At 43.2% G+C, this 16,930-nt stretch carries 17 protein-coding genes; 5 read left to right on the top strand and 12 right to left on the bottom strand.

Features of this window, described 5'->3' with window-relative positions:
- Positions 1–157: 157 nt before the first annotated feature.
- Together FFL34_RS13890 and FFL34_RS13885 are read right to left on the bottom strand one after the other, a co-directional pair.
- The gene (locus FFL34_RS13890; RefSeq protein ID WP_138603945.1) at positions 158–1,153 is read right to left on the bottom strand and encodes a lipoate--protein ligase; all 996 of its coding nucleotides are present in this window, start codon (positions 1,151–1,153) and stop codon (positions 158–160) included.
- 63 nt (positions 1,154–1,216) lie between these two features.
- On the bottom strand, positions 1,217–1,960 hold the full coding sequence (locus tag FFL34_RS13885; protein ID WP_138603944.1) for an MBL fold metallo-hydrolase: 744 nt from the start codon (positions 1,958–1,960) through the stop codon (positions 1,217–1,219).
- Positions 1,961–2,071: 111 nt separating this feature from the next.
- On the opposite strand from FFL34_RS13885, the gene yhfH reads away from it, so the two are divergent.
- Both yhfH and pepF read left to right on the top strand, forming a co-directional pair.
- On the top strand, positions 2,072–2,200 hold the full coding sequence (yhfH, locus tag FFL34_RS13880; protein ID WP_138603943.1) for a protein YhfH: 129 nt from the start codon (positions 2,072–2,074) through the stop codon (positions 2,198–2,200).
- Between the two features lie 189 nt (positions 2,201–2,389).
- The gene (gene pepF, locus FFL34_RS13875) at positions 2,390–4,204 is read left to right on the top strand and encodes an oligoendopeptidase F (protein ID WP_138603942.1); all 1,815 of its coding nucleotides are present in this window, start codon (positions 2,390–2,392) and stop codon (positions 4,202–4,204) included.
- Between the two features lie 244 nt (positions 4,205–4,448).
- On the opposite strand, the gene FFL34_RS13870 is transcribed toward pepF, so the two are convergent.
- From FFL34_RS13870 to FFL34_RS13835, 7 genes are all read right to left on the bottom strand, one after another.
- Positions 4,449–4,634 (bottom strand): hypothetical protein, encoded by a 186-nt coding sequence (locus FFL34_RS13870; protein WP_138603941.1) that lies wholly within the window; start codon positions 4,632–4,634, stop codon positions 4,449–4,451.
- 357 nt (positions 4,635–4,991) lie between these two features.
- On the bottom strand, positions 4,992–5,558 hold the full coding sequence (locus FFL34_RS13860) for a hypothetical protein (protein ID WP_138603939.1): 567 nt from the start codon (positions 5,556–5,558) through the stop codon (positions 4,992–4,994).
- 86 nt (positions 5,559–5,644) lie between these two features.
- Positions 5,645–5,923 (bottom strand): hypothetical protein, encoded by a 279-nt coding sequence (locus FFL34_RS13855; RefSeq protein ID WP_138603938.1) that lies wholly within the window; start codon positions 5,921–5,923, stop codon positions 5,645–5,647.
- 937 nt (positions 5,924–6,860) lie between these two features.
- Complete coding sequence (hemY, locus tag FFL34_RS13850) at positions 6,861–8,276, bottom strand: protoporphyrinogen oxidase (protein ID WP_138603937.1); 1,416 nt, start codon at positions 8,274–8,276, stop codon at positions 6,861–6,863.
- Entirely contained in the window at positions 8,273–9,211 is a 939-nt protein-coding gene (gene hemH / locus FFL34_RS13845; RefSeq protein ID WP_138603936.1) for a ferrochelatase, read from the bottom strand. Before hemH ends, hemY begins: the two co-directional genes overlap by 4 nt.
- A gap of 25 nt (positions 9,212–9,236) precedes the next feature.
- On the bottom strand, positions 9,237–10,271 hold the full coding sequence (gene hemE, locus FFL34_RS13840) for a uroporphyrinogen decarboxylase (RefSeq protein ID WP_138603935.1): 1,035 nt from the start codon (positions 10,269–10,271) through the stop codon (positions 9,237–9,239).
- A gap of 121 nt (positions 10,272–10,392) precedes the next feature.
- The gene (locus tag FFL34_RS13835; RefSeq protein ID WP_138603934.1) at positions 10,393–12,522 is read right to left on the bottom strand and encodes a transglycosylase domain-containing protein; all 2,130 of its coding nucleotides are present in this window, start codon (positions 12,520–12,522) and stop codon (positions 10,393–10,395) included.
- A gap of 215 nt (positions 12,523–12,737) precedes the next feature.
- Between FFL34_RS13835 and FFL34_RS13830 the strand changes: the two genes are divergently transcribed.
- Complete coding sequence (locus tag FFL34_RS13830) at positions 12,738–13,232, top strand: antibiotic biosynthesis monooxygenase family protein (RefSeq protein WP_138603933.1); 495 nt, start codon at positions 12,738–12,740, stop codon at positions 13,230–13,232.
- Between the two features lie 62 nt (positions 13,233–13,294).
- Here the strand turns inward: FFL34_RS13830 and FFL34_RS13825 are convergent, their stop codons facing one another.
- From FFL34_RS13825 to FFL34_RS13815, 3 genes are all read right to left on the bottom strand, one after another.
- Positions 13,295–13,801, bottom strand: coding sequence for a thioredoxin family protein (locus FFL34_RS13825; protein WP_138603932.1), 507 nt, complete (start codon positions 13,799–13,801; stop codon positions 13,295–13,297).
- A gap of 1 nt (position 13,802) precedes the next feature.
- Positions 13,803–14,231 (bottom strand): disulfide oxidoreductase, encoded by a 429-nt coding sequence (locus FFL34_RS13820; protein WP_138603931.1) that lies wholly within the window; start codon positions 14,229–14,231, stop codon positions 13,803–13,805.
- Between the two features lie 129 nt (positions 14,232–14,360).
- Positions 14,361–14,996 carry a phosphatase PAP2 family protein gene (locus FFL34_RS13815; protein WP_138603930.1) on the bottom strand — a complete coding sequence of 212 codons (636 nt, stop codon included), beginning with the start codon at positions 14,994–14,996 and terminating at the stop codon, positions 14,361–14,363.
- A gap of 107 nt (positions 14,997–15,103) precedes the next feature.
- Here FFL34_RS13815 and FFL34_RS13810 point away from each other — a divergent pair, with 107 nt between their 5' ends.
- Positions 15,104–15,538, top strand: a complete 435-nt coding sequence (locus tag FFL34_RS13810) for a ferritin-like domain-containing protein (protein ID WP_138603929.1) — start codon at positions 15,104–15,106, stop codon at positions 15,536–15,538.
- A 201-nt stretch (positions 15,539–15,739) separates the two neighbouring features.
- Positions 15,740–16,909, top strand: a complete 1,170-nt coding sequence (locus tag FFL34_RS13805) for a M20 family metallopeptidase (RefSeq protein ID WP_138603928.1) — start codon at positions 15,740–15,742, stop codon at positions 16,907–16,909.
- The last annotated feature ends 21 nt before the right edge of the window (positions 16,910–16,930 follow it).

The raw sequence follows: 16,930 nt of genomic DNA, 5'->3' as shown, positions 1-16,930 counted from the left end.
ATATTTACTGATTGGGTCAAGCTGTCACAATTCCGGCTCAAGTTAACCAGATATCCGCTCAAACCGTCACAAATACAACTGTGTTTTGCTCATCAGCCGCACCCCCGCAAAAATCCAGTTGATTTATTTCCTTTTGCCCAACCTTTTTCTTCTAAAATTAATAAAGCAAGCCAACGAAGTCTTCTTTAGAAATTTTGCCAAGATAGTAGGAAACATCAACATCGGCGAGCGCTTCGTCAATTGCCTTGCGCTCATGACGGATACCGGTCAGCTTGTCTTCTAATTCACTAACGTCACCAAGTCCGAAAAAGTCCCCATAAATTGTGCAGTTTTCGATCATGCCGTTTTTCACGTCGAGCCGCACATCGACAAGACCCCCGTCAAATTTATGTGATGCCTGTACGTTGAATTTCGGGGATTTACCAAAGTTCCATTCCCACTTCTGATAGCGGTTTTCCGAGATTTTGTAGATTTCATCCCAATCCGCTTCGGTCAATTCATGGCGCGGCACATCCTTCACATCTTCCACATCGAAAATATATTTAAGAATCAGTTCTTTAAACGCTTCCATTGAAATTTTTTCATCAAGATATTCGGAAATGTTGGCAACACGACTGCGAATCGACTTAATTCCTTTTGATTCAATTTTTTCTTTATTAACATTTAATGCTGCTACAACATGCTCAATCTCCGAGTCGAGCATTAGCGTCCCGTGGCTGAACATGCGCCCCTTGGTTGAAAACATCGCATTCCCGGAGATTTTACGCCCTTCAACGGCAAGGTCATTCCGGCCTTTCATTTCTGCGGGTACACCTAATTTATTCAACGCATCAACAACTGGCTGCGTAAATTTAGCAAAATCCTGGAAACTTTCCCCGTCATCTTTTGTAATAAAACTGAAGTTGAGGTTCTGTTCATCATGGTAAACCGCACCACCACCAGATAGGCGACGGACAACCTTGATGTCATTTTCCTCAACATAATCTGTGTTAATTTCTTCTACACTGTTCTGATTCCGCCCAACAATGATCGACGGTTTATTGATATAGAACAGTAAATATGTATCCTTTTCACCGAAATTTTGCAAAATATACTCCTCAATCGCCAAGTTAATCATTGGATCGGTTATTCCCTGATTATCAATAAATTTCATAGCTATACCTCCTCTATTTAAATGATTCGACAACAACAAGTTTAAATGAATCGGCCATTCCAATCAAAAATTATGGCCTTTTTCCCAAACAAAACCTTCCCGTGCCAAATGAATGTTCCCAGAGAAATGCGCACTAGCTTCTGTCACTAAATCCTGATTGTCCCTATACTGCGGCAGATGACTCAGCAATAGTTCGCCGGCATTTGCTCCAGCTGCAATCGTGGCGCCTTCTTCGCTTGTCATGTGTCCTGCCTGTGCACCGTCTTGATCCGCATAAAAATTGCAGTCCGTTATAAGAATATCAGCATCTTTGGCAAAATTCGCCCATTCTTCCTTAAATGCCGTATCCGCGGTATAAACAATCGTTGCATCTCCATCTGTTATCCGCATCCCGAAGCACGGTACCGGATGGTTGGTCTTCAGAAACGTGATGGAAAAAGGACCGATCGTCAATACCGACTTTGGATCATACGCAACACCCTTTGTACACTTATGGGTTAATTGGTTAAAACCTGCCTTGTCTTCTGTATGGCCGTATATCGGCAGCGTATCAACCGGTCCATTAAGATATGATTGAACCAGTCGCGCGTACTGTAAAACACCGATGTCAGCAATATGATCACTGTGATAGTGCGACAAAATCACTGCATCCAGATCCATCACATGTTTTCTTTTTTGCAATTTGGACAATGAACCACTGCCGGCATCCATCAACAGTGTGAAACCATTTTTTTCGAGTAAATAAGCCGAAGTAGCGCCATCCGGGCCAGGATAACCACCCCAAAAGCCGATTATAGTTAGTTTCAATAGTATTCACTCCCTTTTAAATTTTCTTTTAAAATTTGTTGTAACACAGTATTGACATTTAGCATACTGTTATATTACAATAAGTTTAACAAATCAAAGGGGGATGCATATATGATTAACGTTATTGAGTTTTTCCGAAACCTGCCAAAGAAGAGATGCCACAAATGCGGTGATATCATGTATGAAAAGGCAGATTGCTACGGCAACTTGTGTGACGACTGTGACCATCCAGCTTTGTAAAATAGAGACGTATTTCTAGTGTACGCTAAAACCATACTATCCTTCCATTGATACAGCTATTCATACAGCTGTATTTTTTTGTGCAAATGGAGTTCTTCACCAAAAAATTATCGGAAAAATATATTATTTCGGTTATTTATAATGTATAATTGGTTAGAGAAACGAAATAGTTAACAGGGAGGAGAAAACATGGTGGCAACAACCACAAAGCGAAAAACACGTTCGGAAGTACCTGCTGAACAAACATGGGATTTAACTGACTTATTTGCATCCAAAGAGGACTGGGAAAAAGAATTGAAAGCTATCCAAGCAAACGTCAGTGATGTCACACAGTATAAAGGCAGACTGACAGCAAACGCCCAGAACCTGTTAAATGGACTGCAAGCATACGAAAACTTTCAAAAACGGCTGATTCGCGTATCGACGTATGCAAGCCTGAAATCCAGTGCGGACGGATCCGACCCCGAAAATCAGGCCGATTCTGCCAAAGTAGCATCAGCCATGGCCGCGATAGGCGCCAAATTGGCCTTTGTTGAAAATGAGCTGCTGCAATTAACGGGAGAAGCCATCGAGCACTTTATATCCGTAGAACCGGCACTCGAAACCTACTGGAAAATGCTTGCAGATATCCTTGAGAAAAAACCATTTACACTCGCTCCGGAAATCGAGGAAACGCTTGCCGCCCTTGACGAGGTACATAGCGCACCATATATGATTTACGAGCGGAGCAAATCATCAGACATGCAATTTGACGCTATCAAAGACAGTAATGGTGACGAACTGCCGATGTCTGCTGCACTTTATGAGGACAGCTATGAATTGTCTCCTGATACAGAAGCAAGGCGACAAGCATATGACTCCTTCACGAAAACGTTGCGTCAGTACCAGAACACGTATGCCGCAACCTATGCAACCGAAGTAACCAAACAAGTTACGATGGCACGTTTGCGCTCCTATGATTCGGTTACCGACATGCTGCTACACCCGCAACAGGTGACTAAGGACATGTACCATAATCAGCTTGATGTCATTCAAAACGAGCTTGCACCGCACATGCGCCGGTTTGCCAAACTAAAACAGGAAAAGCTCGGCCTCGATGAGATGCGTTTTGCCGATTTGAAAGCGCCACTTGATCCGACATTCAATCCGGCAACAACATACGAAGAAGCAACCAATACCATCCTTGAAGCACTTCAGGTGATGGGGCCGGAGTATAGCGACATTATGCGGCAAGGTATTCATAACCGCTGGGTTGACCGGGCAGACAACGTCGGAAAACAAACCGGTGCATTTTGCTCACCTCCATATGACGTTCATCCATATATACTAATCACATGGACAGATACCATGCGGGGTGCATTTGTTTTGGCGCATGAACTTGGGCATGCAGGACATTTTTATTTAGCCGGAAAAAATCAGTCACTTGTCAACACCAGCCCATCCACGTATTTCATCGAAGCACCGTCAACAATGAATGAATTGCTACTTGCTGATCATTTACTGGCAAACACGGATGATAAACGGATGAAACGCTGGGTCATTAGTTCGCTGCTTGGAACGTATTACCATAACTTTGTAACCCATTTGCTTGAGGGTGAGTTCCAGCGACGTGTATACGCCTTGGCTGAAGAAGGAACACCATTGACAGCAGCCGTTCTGAACGAACAGAAGAAGGCAGCACTGGAAAACTTCTGGGGTGACGCTGTAACCATCGATGACGGCGCCGGACTGACATGGATGCGGCAACCACATTATTATATGGGCCTTTATCCGTATACCTACTCAGCCGGGCTGACCGTTTCCACCGCAATGGCTAAACAAATCCGAGAAGAAGGTCAGCCTGCCGTGGATCGCTGGCTTTCAGTTCTCAAAGCCGGCGGAACGTTAAAGCCGCTCGACCTAGCTAAAAAAGCCGGCGTCGACATGTCCAAGCCAGACGCTATTAAAGAAGCTGTTGCTTATGTCGGACAGCTCGTTGATGAATTGGAAAAAAGCTATGAATAGAAGGATAGAGCTCCAGCTGGGACTGGAGCTCTTTTTGCATACAGTATGTTCCTGTAGGTTTCGGGACAAGAACTGCACCCGTTCGATATAATAGAATAACGTACACCCCGTTGATTTCCGTTCCAGTCGGAAGCTTTCCGCGGGAGTCGCCGTCTTTCACTCCAATCAACTGGGAGTCTACTTTTAAATTTTTTCGAACCGCGCCTGATTAATGAACAAGTATTTATCACAATCTTAACTTCAATTAGTAGCCTGTCACAACAGTATTCAGAATGACAGTAAAATGATTTTGTCCCACCGGTATTACATTTTGAACAAAAATATTATACGACCCGGTTTCTTCTCTTTTTTGATTAAGCAATTCACCCAACATATTGGCTAAGGATTCAGATTCCTTCAATTCAATATCGATAAATTGTTGATCTTCCATTTTATTAATCCCCTTTTTGTGTTCTACTGAATTTTACTACGGATAATATATATTTTGTTTCACCTGGTCAAAGGTCTTCTGCGTGTAACTTATGAGTCTTATAATCAATTAACAAATATCGAAATCAATAAACTGATTGCAAAGAGGGCAAGTGCAATCTGTATGATTATGTACATTGTAAATTCAGCGGTTAGAAGTTTTCTTTGCTTTTTAGTTTTGTCCAAATGTCGTAAAAAGAAACCTGCACTAATAATAAGAGTTAAGTAAGAAATCGTACGTAATGCGTCTGCCAAAATGACCAAGGGTATCAACTCCTTCTGACCCTTATTTACGATAGTGGCTCGATTCTTGAAGTTATTAATCAATTAAAATTTCAATTTCATCTTCATTCTCATCCACCAGTTTTTCTAATAAATTATGATATTCTTCTCCAAATTCCTCTATCCAATTTTCATCATTAACATCTGCTTCTGCATCACCTAATTTCTCCTCGAGATAGGTATTGATATAAGCATTTCGTTCATTAATTTTATTTGCATATTCTCTTTGGAAATCTTCTGGTGTCATATCTAATTTTTTAGCTTGAGCTTTGGCAAACTTACGAATTTGCTTTCCACCTTCGTCTTTTTTTGTATTTTTAGGAGGAAGTTTTTTGAATTCATTACGGTTTTTTTCATCACTTAAATTGCTAGAAATATCAAGGTCCATTTCTTTTACCTCTTGTTTTACCAATTCTACTTCTATTGCCGATTCAAGATAATCTAACGCAGTATCATCAGGATATAAAAAACGTAAATCACCTACTGTAATCTCTTGACCTTTTACAATCGCTGCTGCTTCATTATCATCGTATTTTGAAAGACCGCTACACCCAACCATAAAAATAAAGGGTATTAAAATGGATAACTGTACAACTTTTAACATTTAAACACCCCCTTGATTCTCCAATCTATTCAGATATTACCGAAGTAACGCATGTCTTTTGCGCCTGATCGTCTTATCACATCAATTTATTTCGCTTCTTCTTTACTAAAGATTCCAACCAACAACATGATAAGACCAATTATGAAAATTAACGGAAAAATATACCACATCATTAATGCTGCCCAGCCGTTTTTAACAATCACTGCATAAGTTAATCCAATCGAAAAAGCCAAAGCTGGTGATATCGGTAACATAAGAGCAATGCCCCACACTTTATATTTTGTTTTTTTCGGCTTGCCTTCACTGAGCAGATAAGCGATAACTGTACCTAACAAAGCAACAGCATAACCAACGGCAATCGCCATTCTTACAACCCCCCCATTGTTTAAAGCGTTCTAGCTTATTAGTTGACTCGGTTTACTGAAGTCGAAATTTTCCATATTATACTTCTTAGACATATCATACTCAAAGAGGTGGAATACTGGCAACTTTTAAAACGGTGTGTCTTACTAAAGATCATGGTTGGGACAGAGCCATTATTCAGAAACAAAAAAAGCGATATATAAGAAGGGATGCCAATGCCCGCCCGAACATATCCCCCATATCAGAAGATTAGTGTGTAGCCTTCAAAACTGCTTAAAGGAAATCAAGAGCACGTCTCGAAACCAATTTGGCGCTTGAAACCGGACGAAACGGGCTCGAGAGCACGTCTCGAAACCAAATTGGAGCTTAGAACCGGGCGAAACGGTCTTGAGAGCACGTCTCGAAACCAAATTGGGACTTGAAACTGGTCGAAATGGTCTCGAGAGCGCGTTTCGAGACCAAATTGAACCTTGAAACTGGTCGAAAAAGTCTTGAGAGCACGTCTCGAGACCAAATTGAACCTTGAAACTGGTCGAAAAGGTCTTGAGAGCACGTCTCGAGACCAAATTGGAGCTTAGAACCGGGCGAAAAGGTCCCGAGAGCACGTCTCGAAACCAAATTGGTGCTTGAAACTGGTCGAAATGGTCTCGAGAGCACGTCTCGAAACCAAATTGGGACTTGAAACTGGTCGAAAAGGTCTTGAGAGCGCGTCTCGAAACCAAATTGGAGCTTAGAACCGGGCGAAACGGTCTTGAGAGCACGTCTCGAAACCAAATCGGAGCTTGAAGCCGGCCGAAATGGACTTGAGCATCCATATTTTGTACTTTCTGACGTTATAAAGAAAAATCCGAACGATGATTCAAATCGAATCAGTTCGGATTTTTCATTCTATAAGTCTTCCATCATTCATCTATCGCAGTGAACGTTCATTACTTCGTTTCAATCCTGCAAAAAGTCCAGAACGTTTGCCACTGCTTGTTCCCCTTGACCGATACAGTCCGGGATGCCGACACCTTCATAAGAACTTCCTGCCAAAAATACGCCAGGGAGTTCCATGCGCATCGATTCACGAACGTTAGCAATCCGTTCGTTATGGCCGACAGTGTATTGTGGCATCGCTCGTTTCCAGCGGCTGATAACACTGAATTCCGGCTTTTGCGTAATATTCATCGTTTTATTTAAGTCATTCAGCACGATGTCGGTGATTTCTTCATCCGAGAAATCAACCACAGATTGGTCATCAGGCCTGCCAACATAACAGCGGACAAGGGCTTTTCCATCTGGTGCAGCATTAGGCCATTTTTTATGTGTCCAGGTACAAGCTGTAATCCGGTAATCGCTGTTTCTTGAGACGACAAAACCGGTTCCATCAATATCCTGCTTAATCGCTGATGCGTCAAAGGCCATCGCCACATTCGCAACCGATGTAGATGGAATATCTTGGAATTCATCAAACAGATCAAATTGGCTGAACACTTTTGGCAAGGTGGCATGTGGTGTCGTCATTACAACGGCATCGGCTTTATACACGTCACCGTTATCCAGTAGTACGTGATAGCCATGATCCTTTTTCTCGATGTGATCAACCCCGGCATTGCACTCGACAATATCACCCAGACACTCCTCAAGCCGTTCGACCAGTGTTTCAAGGCCGTCTTTAAACGAGAAAAACATCCCCTGTTTTTTGTCGGTTGTTTTGCCTTTTTTCTTCTGTTTCGGCTTTTTTTCCATCGTGGACTGGAGTCCTTTAATCAGACTGCGATGTTCCTGTTCGAGCTGGTAGAAGTTCGGGAACGTGGCCATAATGCTCATTTCATCAATATTACCGGCGTAAATACCCGATAGAAGCGGTTCAACTAAATTTTCGACTAATTCATTACCAAAACGGCGCCGGAAAAAGCCTCCTAATGACTGGTCAGCTTGTTTTCCTCGTGGCAGGACGAAATCCATCCCAGCACGCAATTTTCCGGCAGGAGACAGCAATCCTGAGAATAAAAACGGCCGGACTTGTCTAGGAACCCCCATAAACGAACCCTTTGGCATCTTATGCAGTTTACCATTAACGAGGATATACGACTGTCCTGTTCCATTTCGTACAAGCTGATCACGAAGGCCAAGTTCATCCGTCAATTTTACTGCAGGCTGCTTACGCGATAAAAATGAATCTGGTCCTTGTTCAATCACAAATCCATTTTTCCTAGTTGTTTTAATTTTACCGCCGAGCCGGTTACCCGCTTCAACCAGCTTCACTTCATACGGCAAATCTTTTTCAGTTATTTCTTTTTGCAAGTAATAGGCAGCAGTCAATCCTGTGATACCACCGCCTGCTATAAGTATCTTTTTCTTCTGGCTCATTGGACTTCACGCTTCACTTTCTTCATTACGACATCGGCAAGGGTTGCAATAAATTGCGGGTGGGTATTTGGCATTTCCGGGCGGTGATAATTCACACCAAGCTCATCGCAAACCACTTTGCATTCGTAATCATTGTCATACAACACTTCCAAATGATCGGAAATAAAACCGACCGGTGCATACACAAATGATTCATAACCTTTCTGTTCGTATAGTTCACGGGTCAAATCCTGCACATCCGGTCCGAGCCATGGATCAGGCGTATTGCCTTCACTTTGCCAGCCAATCGCATAGTTTTGAATACCGGTCTGTTCGGAAATGAGTCGAGCTGTTTCCTTCAATTGTTCTGGATATGGGTCCCCGTCTTGCAAAATCTTTTCCGGCAAGCTGTGCGCGGAAACGACAAGAACTGCTTTTTCCCGTTCTTCTGCAGACATATTTTCATAAATCCCGCTAATCTGGTCGGCCCAGTACTTAATGAAGCCTGGCTCATCATACCAGCTTTCAACAGACTCAATGGAGATCCCATGTGTTTCGGCGGTGTCATTGGCGCGTTTGTTATACGATTTGACACTAAACGTGGAATAGTGCGGAGCGAGTACAATCGACACCGCTTCCTCGATACCGTCTTGTGCCATTTGCTGTATGGCATCCTCAATAAACGGATGGATGTGCTTGAGCCCGATATAGGCCTTAAATTCAATTTCATCCTGCATGGCATTCAGCTTGGCTTCAAGCGCTTTCGTTTGTTCTTCGGTAATTCTGGCTAATGGTGAAATGCCACCGATTGCTTTATAACGGTCTTTTAAATCCTGCAGCTGCTCTTCCGACGGCTTTCTTCCGTGGCGAATATCCGTATAATATGGTTCAATATCCTCCTCCTTATACGGCGTCCCATAGGCCATGACTAAGAGCCCTAATTTCTTCTTTCCCATTTCGCAACACCTCTTTCATCTCTGTTTATCGCGCTGAGTACGCTTGGATAAGCTTTGTCAACTTTTGCAGTGTTTCCGGCTTGATATCCGGAGTGACACCGTGGCCGAGGTTAAATACATGATTTCCGTCCTGCATGCTTTCATCCAAAATTGTCTTGGTCTTTGCCTCAATCGTTTCCCAATCAGCAAGCAGTACGGTCGGATCGAGATTTCCTTGCAGTACTTTCGTTACACCCATCTTCCGTGCTTCAGTAATAGATGTACGCCAGTCCAGACCGATCACATCTACTGGAAGGTCATTCCACTCCAGCAGCAAGTGCCGTGCCCCGACACCAAATACAATCAGCGGCACCTGTTTTGCACGCAATGCTGAGAAAATACGATTCATGATTGGTTTAATGTAGTAACGATAGTCCGCAGCACTCAATGCACCAACCCACGAATCAAAAATTTGAATAGCGCTGGCACCGGCATCAATTTGTGCCTTCACATAGGCAATCGTCATTTCTGCCAGCTTATCCATAAGGGCAAACCAGACATCCGGCTGACTGTACATCAATGCTTTTGTTTTGCTGTAATTTTTGGACGGACCGCCTTCAATCATGTAGCTGGCCAGTGTAAATGGTGCACCACTGAAACCAATAAGTGGTACGTTCAATTGCTCCTTGGTCAGCAACCGAATTGTATCGAGCACGTACGGCACATCTCGTTCAGGATTAATCATGCCGAGCCGTTCGACATCCTGGAAGTTTGCAATCGGGTTATCAATCACCGGACCGATACCTTTTTTAATTTCGACATCCACACCAAGTGACGGCAACGGAGACATAATATCCTTATACAGAATCGCCGCATCCACCCCGTAATGCTCAACAGGTAAGCGGGTTACGTACGCACAGAGTTCCGGCTGGTGCGTAATTTCAAACAACGTGTATTTTTCCTTCAACTCACGGTACGCTTTTTGCGACCGACCTGCCTGACGCATATACCAGGTAGGTGTATAATTTGTTTTTTCACCTTTATAGGCTTTAATAATTGTGTCATTAATGTTCGTTGTCACCTATTTCACCCTTTATCCTAACCTTAGTCACAGAAATATGCACTGTTCATCCACTGTTCACTATATCGATTTCTCGTACGATTGTATAGAAAAAACAGCTATTGTCACCAATTTGTCTAAATCAAAGGGATAGTTCCACCGTATTTGACTTTTTCCCTTCTGTATTCGTCAACGGATTAAATGGTACGACATAATACCGGGATGAGGCAAAGAATGGGAGACGCTTAATCGTAAACATATTTCCGTCTTCTACCTCACCAATCTGCTTATCTTCCCCTTTTTCTTCTCGATAGATATGATAGACTATCCGCTCATCGTTTGCTTCTGTCCATTTAAGTGTACCTTTCAGCAAGGGGATACCACCAAACGAATAATCGCCTTGCAGTGTTATTTTCGTAGGCAATTCAATCGGCTCCGGTAATGCCGCAACATTTTCCGGCTGTTTGAATGCTGCGGTCAAAGACTTGTGTTTATCCATTTCTGTTAAAATAGCTTTTGTCAGGCGGGTCGGCGCCGCACTGCCTTCTGTTAAGTAATGATGTTCATCCGATTGGTCATACCCCATCCACATGGCACTAACGTATTCCGGTGTGAAACCGGCAAACCAAGCATCTTTCACCGCATCCTTAACATGTGGATGTTTCGTTGAGCCGGTTTTACCCGCCAATGCTTTCGGAAAATTGCCGGCACTTGCCGTTCCATCCTTTACGGTAGTTGCTAATATACTTGTTATATTCCACGCTACTTGCGGGCTGAAAACACTATCGGTATTCGGATTAGCCTCATGCATAACTTCACCATCCCGATTCAGAATCTGCTCAATAGCATACGCATCAATCCTTTCACCGTTGCTGGCAAATACCCTGTAGCTTGTTGCCATTTGCAGCGGGGTCACCCCTTTAGACAGTCCGCCCAGCGCAATAGCCAGTCCTTTATCTTTAATGGGCATCCCGAGCTGATCTAAATAGTCTTTTGCATATGGAACGCTGATTTCGTTCAAAAGCCAGACAGCGGGAGCATTTTTCGATTCCACAAGCGCTTGATAAATGGAAACAGATCCAGCATACTGCCCGTCATAATTTGTCGCTGTATAGCCATCGATTGCCTGCTTTTTATCTTGGATCATTGTGTACGGCTGATAGGCTTCTTTCATCATGGCAGGTCCGTACACGGCAAGTGGCTTGATTGCCGATCCCGGTTGGCGTTTAACGGTTACACGGTTCATATCACCGAACTTATAATCTCTGCCTCCGATAGCTGCGGCAATTTCTCCCGACTGCTGCTCAAGCATGACAAAAGCACCTTCTACACCATCCGTGTTCCCGGGGAAATAATTTTTGTTCTGAAATTTACGATAGGCTATCTGCTGGGCTTCCGGTTCGACAGTGATAACAATCCGATAGCCGCCGCGCCGCAGTTCTTTCATGGATACATGATATTTGTCAGCTGCTTCCTTCACAGCAAGATCAAGGAAGCTGGCTGCCCACGGTTTCGGTTCATATTCCTGCACGTCCAGGCCAAGTGTTTTACCTTGCGCCTGGACAGATTCTTCTGTCGAAATATTCCCGGTATCCACCATTGCCTTGAGCACAACGTTTCTTCGTGTTTCAGCCTTATCTGGATGTCTAATCGGCGAGTACCCATTCGGTGCTTTCGCAAGACCTGCCAACAGTGCTCCCTCTGACAGGGTCAATTCGCTTGCCGACTTATTGAAAAATTTTCGGGACGCAGCTTCAACACCGTATACACCTTCCCCGAAATATATTTCATTTAAGTATAATTCCAATATGTCATCTTTAGATAAATTGCGTTCTAAATGAATGGCAGCCATCGCTTCTTTGGTTTTACGCATCCACGTTTTATCATTGTCAAGGAACAAATTTTTAGCCAGCTGCTGTGTAATCGTGCTTGCGCCTTCCACTTTATCCATCGCGATGATATCACGATAAACAGCCCTGACAACCGACCGAAAATCAATCCCTCCATGGTCATAGAAACGCCTGTCCTCAATCGCGATGAACGCCTTCTGTACATATTCGGGTATGTCATCCATTGTGACCGGTATTCTGTTTTCATTATACAGTTTTCCAATGACTTCCCCTTCACGTGTCTCAAACGTTGTGGTGGCATCGGGGATCAAGTCCTCCTCATCAACCACAAAATTGCCGCCGAACAATATAGCAGCATATCCAATTATTCCAAGAAGAACAAGAAACACGAATGAAAGCAAAAGCCATTTTAATCGTTTCATTGTTTTTATCAACTCACCTCATTAATAGTATACGACAATTTTCGCATCGATGAAAGAAATAGTATCCCTATCACTTGACCAGTGTTTTATACAGAAATTGAGTCAGTGGCGCTCTAAAATAGATGGCTACCAAGTTACACTCCGGATAAGAGGTTAGCGCCCCTGCTTTTCGGGTATGTTACACTAGTGGTAAGTGAAATGAAAGGAGCGTTACTATGAATGCTTATATGACGAATGGGACATTTGAATTCTTAAAAAAGCTTCCCAAGCAGCATCCTGATATCAGCTTTTACTTTATGAAGGAAAGTGCGAGCACGTTAGTGTACTACGAAGGGAAAGGAAAAAACGTATTTGCTTCCGGAAGGGCTTACGACATCGTCATTGATAATGGTGATTTGCAAGTTAACGGTTTCGTTGTCATGAATAATATCCCAGTTGCCGATGAAGGCAAGGCAACGTTTGAGGATAAATTCAAGCAACGGCAACAAGACGTAGAAACAATGCCTGGGTTTCAGGCATTCCGTCTACTGCGGCCGAAGAACGGAAATACGTATGTCGTTTTGACGCAATGGGCATCAGAGAATGACTTCGAAAACTGGAAGAACTCAAATCAATTCAAACAAGCTCATAAGGGCGGTGACGCGAAACCACCGGCATACTTTTTAGACAGACCATTTATAACGAGCTACCATATGGTTGAAGTCGAGTAGTAACATGCAGGATGTTCTCAGACTTATGAGCGTATACACAGAAGGAGCAAGCTGCATCAGCGCTAGCTTGCTCCTTCGTCACTTCCTTTTGAATTTACAACATACTCATTGAAAAAGTCCCGAAACAATTCGTTCGGTTGTGCGCCATTGACACGCTCCACTTCTTCCCCATTTTCATAATAGACAAGGGTCGGGGTGCTTTCAATTCCGTACGTATCCCACGCATTCTCGAATTCTAGTAGGTTTACTTTTTTCATATCGACACCCATTTCTTGCGCCAGCGGTACTAATCGCGGTGTCAACTTCTGACAGTGCGGGCATTCAGGATGATAAAAATAAATGAACATATCCTCACCATTTTCTAGCTTTTCGTCTAAATCATCCGGTATAATCTGATTCTGATAGTTCGGATTATCCAACTGATCAATCGTCGCCTGATCCAACCTATCTTTCCCATAAGGATTGTCCTTGTCGCCAATCGCTTGCTCATTTTTTAAATCCACAACAAAGTAAAGTGCGATAAAAAGGACGATAATGATTCCTAATATGATAAACATTTTCTGTTTCACGTTATTTCCTCCCGTGTTTTCTCAAAATAACCATATGCAATACAAATATAATCATAAAAGCAGTACCAGCTAGAAAAGGAATGGTGATAAAGCCGAAATAGTTAACGTAGGTCGTATTGCATGGTATCGCACCACATGAACTGCCGGCTTCATGCAATGCAGGCAGTTTTTGCACGAAGTAATGATAAATGGAGACAACCATCCCAATCCCACTTAAAATAAGGCCCGGCAGTGCAATTATTACATCTCTTTTAATAAGTGCGGTACCGTAAATGATTACTAATGGGTACATTAGAATCCGCTGATACCAACACATTTCACATGGGACGTACCCCATGACCTCGGAATAAAACAAGCTACCCAAAACGGCAACAAGCACCTGTGCCCATATAAGCAGTAGCATTGTTTCCTTCGTGTTCGTATCTCCCATGCCGGCAGCCTCCTCAAGGCAATATACGCTTGTATTATACAGGAAGGCGTATTTTAGAATCAATCAATTAATGTTATTGTTTTTTGGGATCTGACAAGTATGCGCGCGACACGGTATCACAGGGGTGCGTCAAGTCCATTTCGCACGCAGCCATTTATATACATAAATCTGTCCTAAAAGAAAAATAAACCCAAAGATAAACCCAGCTAGAACATCAGTTAAGTAGTGCACATTGATCACATAGCGACTTAAACCAATCAATAAAATCAGCAAGGCAAGCGCGAATTGAATGACAACAGCTTTTTTGCTTGAATGTAATTTTTGCGCCAGCAGGTATGCCAGAAAACCGTAGCAGACCATCGGAATCATCGCATGCCCGGATGGAAAACTGTACCCTTCCGCATGGGCTGCAACCAAAATGCTTGGCCGTTCTCGTTCCACTAGCTGTTTAATCAGGATATTCAATCCGTGCGATGATAACGTCCCAAGTACAAAAACGAGTGCCGGCAGCCAGTCCCGAAAAGCACGCCATAACAGCATTGATACAATAATAGTAAACGGCGTCAGAAAAGTGCTTGATCCTAATTCGGTTATCCAGCGAAATACAGTATATATAGTCGTACCTGCTACTTCTTTTGCAAAGGTACGCGTCAGTTCATCAAGATATAAGGGTTGCCCGCTTATAATACGAACAATCCATATACCGGTAATGATAAGGATCATGGCGAACAAAAGTACGACAATATAATTCCGTCTTGTAAACATACTTACCCCCCTGCATCTATTCTTTATTTTAATTCATGTTTTAATAACGAAAGAGTGTGGTATTATAATTATGTGCTCGCATTAATAACGAAAGGTTGGGATGAGTTATGGATCAAGATTTACAAAAACTTATTGACGGACTAAATGAGGATTTAGCACATGAGTATGCTGCTGCCATTCAGTACACGTACAGTGCCTCGGTTGTTTCCGGATTATACCGTTCCGCGCTGAAACCTTTTTTCGAAAGCGAAATAAATGATGAAATGGGCCATGCCTTGTATTTATCAGAAAAAATCAAATCACTGGGTGGCACACCAACAACAAAAGCTTCAGACATTCCACAGCCAACAGAGGTAAGGGATCTATTAGAGGCTGCACTGGAATCGGAAAAGGATACAATTAAGCGATACGAAACACGTAAGCAACAGGCTGAACAACTAGGTTATACCGAACTTGTTGTTAAACTGGAGGACATGATTGCCGACGAAACGGGTCACAAAGAAGAAATTGAACGACTACTGACCGACCCTCGCGTCAACTAAATATACACGAAAAGGACTGTTCACCAGATGCAGTCCTTTTTTTCATTCCTTTGCATGCACTAACTAATTGGTGTTTGCCTTTAACCCTTACCGATGTGTCACACTTCTCCTGACAATCGCTCACTTTTTCAATCCGCTATATATCACTATGCCAGCCAAAGATGTTATAATATTAAAAAAGGATTAGAGGGGGCTTTTGCTTTGCTTCAAGCGATCCATAACAAATTGGACGAATTGTATCCGGAAATGGTTGATATACGACGTTATCTGCATCAGTATCCGGAAGTTTCATTTCAAGAAACCAAAACAGCACAATACATTGCCGATTACTATGAAAAACTAGGTATTCCCTATGAAAAAAGTATTGGCGGTAACGGCGTCATTGCAACACTGACAGGCGGAAAACCGGGAAAGACGGTTGCGCTTAGAGCTGACTTTGACGCGTTACCGATTCAGGATGAAAAAGATGTACCGTACAAATCAAAAATGGATGGTGTCATGCATGCATGCGGCCATGACGGACATACTGCATCCCTTTTAACACTTGCCAAAACAATGAAAGGCTTTCAGGATGAATTGCCCGGGACCATTCTCTTTCTCCATCAGCATGCGGAAGAATACGCTCCAGGTGGTGCTAAGCCAATCATCGAATCTGGTGCACTGGATGATGCTGATGCAGTGTTTGGAACACACTTATGGGCCACCACACCACTCGGCGTCCTGCAAACATCTAAAGACGTTTTCATGGCCGGACCGGATCGCTTTGACATAACTGTCCAAGGCCAAGGCGGGCATGGCGGCTATCCGCACGAAACGAAAGATGCCATCACTATCGGATCCCAACTCGTCTCACAGCTACAGCAGATTGTCTCAAGACGGCTCGACCCATTGAAAACCGCTGTCATCTCGATTGGTCAATTTGAGGCCGGGGATGCGTTCAATGTGATTGCGGATAAAGCAAAACTCGTTGGAACCGTCCGCTATTTAGATAAGGATGTGCAGGACCAGGTTATGAAGGAAATGGAAAAAATCATCAAAGGCATTTGCGTCGCGAATGATGCAACATACACATTTAACTATGAAAAAGGCTATCCACCGCTTGTAAATCATGCAGAAGAAGCGGAACTGGTACTTAAAGCTTCCGAAAACGTTCAAGCTATTCATACGGCCGAAGAAGTAAAACCGGTCATGGCCGGGGAAGATTTCGCCTACTACACCATAGAAAAACCCGGAGCCTATTTCTTTACCGGTGCGCAGAAAGAAGGGAATCCTTACCCGCACCACCATCCTATGTTTGATATCGATGAACGGGCGATCCCAACCGCAGCCAAAACACTTATAGCCGCTTATTTTGAATATCAGAAGCAATAAAACAAGGGTTCGTTTATATAT

It is taken from the genome of Lentibacillus cibarius, assembly GCF_005887555.1.
GTDB lineage: Bacteria > Bacillota > Bacilli > Bacillales > Amphibacillaceae > Lentibacillus > Lentibacillus cibarius.
Note: the sequence above shows the minus strand (reverse complement) of the source record. Positions and strands in the feature narration are given on the sequence as shown.

Coding starts and splice junctions, on each gene's coding strand:
- yhfH (WP_138603943.1), top strand. CDS start 2,072: ATGATTAACGTTATTGAGTTTTTCCGAAACCTGCCAAAGAAGAGATGC.
- FFL34_RS13820 (WP_138603931.1), bottom strand. CDS start 14,231: ATGGGAGATACGAACACGAAGGAAACAATGCTACTGCTTATATGGGCA.
- hemY (WP_138603937.1), bottom strand. CDS start 8,276: ATGAGCCAGAAGAAAAAGATACTTATAGCAGGCGGTGGTATCACAGGA.
- FFL34_RS13855 (WP_138603938.1), bottom strand. CDS start 5,923: ATGGCGATTGCCGTTGGTTATGCTGTTGCTTTGTTAGGTACAGTTATC.
- hemH (WP_138603936.1), bottom strand. CDS start 9,211: ATGGGAAAGAAGAAATTAGGGCTCTTAGTCATGGCCTATGGGACGCCG.
- FFL34_RS13830 (WP_138603933.1), top strand. CDS start 12,738: ATGAATGCTTATATGACGAATGGGACATTTGAATTCTTAAAAAAGCTT.
- FFL34_RS13815 (WP_138603930.1), bottom strand. CDS start 14,996: ATGTTTACAAGACGGAATTATATTGTCGTACTTTTGTTCGCCATGATC.
- FFL34_RS13810 (WP_138603929.1), top strand. CDS start 15,104: ATGGATCAAGATTTACAAAAACTTATTGACGGACTAAATGAGGATTTA.
- FFL34_RS13835 (WP_138603934.1), bottom strand. CDS start 12,522: ATGAAACGATTAAAATGGCTTTTGCTTTCATTCGTGTTTCTTGTTCTT.
- pepF (WP_138603942.1), top strand. CDS start 2,390: ATGGTGGCAACAACCACAAAGCGAAAAACACGTTCGGAAGTACCTGCT.
- FFL34_RS13870 (WP_138603941.1), bottom strand. CDS start 4,634: ATGGAAGATCAACAATTTATCGATATTGAATTGAAGGAATCTGAATCC.
- FFL34_RS13860 (WP_138603939.1), bottom strand. CDS start 5,558: ATGTTAAAAGTTGTACAGTTATCCATTTTAATACCCTTTATTTTTATG.
- FFL34_RS13890 (WP_138603945.1), bottom strand. CDS start 1,153: ATGAAATTTATTGATAATCAGGGAATAACCGATCCAATGATTAACTTG.